Below are 1,458 nucleotides of genomic sequence, written 5' to 3'. Positions count from 1 at the left end.
GTACTACAGGGGCGGTTCGTGCCTGCTGATCGGGTGAGTCGTTGGTCAGGGCGTGGAGACGCAGCGGGACGTTGAGGTCTGGGCGGCGTGGTTCGAGGACTTCTTTGCTCGGATCGCGGGTCTGTTCGGTCGGGTGGAGCCTCGCTTGACGGCGAGGTCCTATCTGAAGGCGCTGATGGGAACGGTTGATCGGAAGAACGGGTGGCAGATCGCGGCGTACATCGGCCACGAGACGCCGGACCGGATCAAGCGTCTCCTCGCCGGTGGCGCGTGGAGTGCGGACAAACTCCGGGATCGGGTACAGGAGTTCGTGGTGGGGCACCTGGGGCATCCGCAGGCCGTACTGGTGCTCGATGAGACCGCGTTCCTCAAGAAGGGGAAGATGTCGGTGGGCGTCGCCGCGCAGTACGCGGGGATCACCGGGAACACGGAGAACTGCCAGGTCGCGGTGTTCGCGGCGTACGCGACCGAGCACGGACGGGCCTTGATCGACCGCGAGTTGTACCTCGGCAAGCACTGGGCCGGCGATATCGAACGCTGCAAGAGGGCCGGAGTGCCCGCCGAGCGCCGCAAGACTGTGGTCACCAAGCCTGAGCTGGGACGACGAATGGTCGAGCGGGCGCGTCGGGCGGGGCTGCCGTTCGGGTGGGTGGCCGCCGACAGCGTCTACGGCGAGGACCGCAAGCTGCGGGCCGCGCTGGAGCGTCGTGGCAAGGGCTACGTGATGGCGGTCGGCGTCGATGAGACCGTGTCGGTTCCGGGGATGAGGCCGATGCGCGTTGACCTGCTTGTTCCCAAGCTGCCGCTGGTCTTCGAGCGTCGCTCGTGCGGCCACGGGGCGAAGGGCGAGCGGTACTACGACTGGGCCGTGGCCGAGGCTTCCTGGCCCTCGGACGCCGGAGCGCCGCGTCGGGGCTGGACGCACCTGCTCCTGGTCCGCCGCTCCATCAGCGACCCGAGCAGGCTCGCCTACTTCGCCGTGCACGCCCGCGCCTCCACCACGCTCACCACCTTGGTGCGGGTCGCAGGCCTGAGGTGGTCGGTTGAAGATTGTTTTGAGACCGCGAAGACGGACTGTGGTCTGGACCAGTACGAGGTCCGCGGCTGGACCCAGTGGCATAGCCACATCACCTTGTCCATGGCGGCGTTGGCGTTCCTGTCGGTCACCGCCGCCCGAACCGCACAGCCGGCCGAGACACGCGGGTCGGACATCCCACGGCAAGACGTGGACCCCGTCATACCGTTGACGTCCCCGCACCCGTCGGCCTTGTCACGCGGCTGATCGACTACACCGCCGAGGAGATCCGCCGCCTGCTCCATCAGACCGTCTGGCATGTGCGCCACCCCTCCGCGCTCGTCTTCGCCCAATCCATGTGGCGCAGAACCCACCAAACCATCAGCAAACGGATCCACTACGCGCAACGACGCCTACGAGCTCTCCAACCGCCCCTGTAGTAC

General features: G+C 67.4%; 1 protein-coding gene. It reads left to right on the top strand.

What is annotated here, in order from left to right; translation table 11 throughout:
• Nucleotides 1-145: 145 nt before the first annotated feature.
• The gene (locus O3W51_RS48025) at nucleotides 146-1,282 is read left to right on the top strand and encodes an IS701 family transposase (RefSeq protein ID WP_443048436.1); all 1,137 of its coding nucleotides are present in this window, start codon (nucleotides 146-148) and stop codon (nucleotides 1,280-1,282) included.
• Nucleotides 1,283-1,458 lie beyond the last annotated feature (176 nt).

Origin of the sequence: Streptomyces sp. H39-C1, from assembly GCF_027158125.1 — a bacterium.
In the GTDB taxonomy this organism is placed as follows: domain Bacteria; phylum Actinomycetota; class Actinomycetes; order Streptomycetales; family Streptomycetaceae; genus Actinacidiphila; species Actinacidiphila fildesensis.
The sequence above is the reverse complement of the archived record's forward strand: the minus strand, read 5'-3'. Positions and strand labels throughout refer to the sequence as shown.